This is a genomic window from Pseudolactococcus yaeyamensis (genome assembly GCF_054658615.1).
The window spans coordinates 1-1,314 of record NZ_BAAGGP010000181.1 but is presented as its reverse complement, the minus strand read 5'-3'; the positions used below and the strand labels follow the sequence as shown (position 1 = coordinate 1,314).

Sequence of the window (1,314 nt, the reverse complement as noted above, 5' to 3'; positions counted from 1 at the left end):
TTATCATTAATATAATCGACAATAGGCTTATCTAACCAGTAACGCATTTGATGGTCTATTGCATCATCTAGTTTTTCATCATTAGGATATTTAGCTTGTATTAATTTGGAATAACTTTCTGTAAATTTAAAATATTGCTCAACATCTTGCTTATCTGTCGGAAACTTATACTTGCCATTCATGACATTGTCTAACTGCAAGAAATTATTATCATCAACATCTGCACCGAGAACCTTATATACCATATTCAAAGTATCTTTAGCACCCTGTTGCGTATCAGGAAAAGCATTATCTACAACGAAAGTAAAGACATCAGAACCCACAGTATGAAGTCTTTCATAGGCTGTCTCGACACCTTTTAGCGGGTCTCCTTGCGTTGCCACATGCTGATCTAAGTACTTCAAATAGCTTGCGACACCTGCCTTGCCCCAGCCCTCTTTTTCTAGCTCTTTAGCCTGTCCATTAACTTTTTCTACATAGTCCGCAAAATCGGCATCACTCATGTTTTTAGGGCGATTAACCGAATATGAACCGAATTCATTTTCTGAAAGCTCGTCCAACCATTTCATATCTGTACCTGCCGGATAATGTGCATAACCAGCACTATCGACGGTTACTTTACCAAAAACAGAAATACCTCGAACTGCAAGGTTAAAAGCGTCAAGGCTATCAGTAAAAAGACCAGAAACTTGACTGATAAACTGATGCAAGTTTTTCAAACGTTCCTCTTCTTTACGAATTTCTTGTGTCACAGCTTCAATTTGTTTTCGGAGTTCTCTATTATAAGGCGACAACCAATCTTCTAATGCGGAACCCACAAAAGGCATACTATACATCATCTGTTGATTAGCTTCTAATTGATTTTCTAATGAGGATAAATCACTTTTTTTATGCTCTATAATACGGATTAATGTGTCCTCATCAATGGCTTTCTCGCCATTTAACCAACCTTCTACATTTTGATAGGCGGTCACATCGGAGCGCACATCGTCAACTGCTTCACTATATTTCTGAATGAGTTTATCAATTTTTGAAAATAAATCAGCACCCGCAGTGTAAGCAGAACCTGATAAACCGCTACTTCTATCTCGGACAGTACTTTGGAGGTGGCTACTCCCTTTTGATAACTGATTTGTAATCTCATCTGCAACAGTCACATTAGCAAGTAGCTTACGCATTAACTCTTGAGATTCACTTTGACTATATTTTACTCCCATGGTAACGCATTCCTCTCTCTGATTAGCTGTTCTCGTTCATCATCTAACTTTTGAATAGTCTTTCTACGAAATCCCTCGCCAGTCTCTACTTGTTCAT

1 pseudogene is annotated in these 1,314 nt (G+C 38.1%); it reads right to left on the bottom strand.

The features are described 5' to 3' along the window. Nucleotides 1-1,217: pseudogene (locus ACYQ21_RS15565) on the bottom strand (hypothetical protein); the annotation flags it as partial. Between the last annotated feature and the right edge of the window lie 97 nt (nucleotides 1,218-1,314).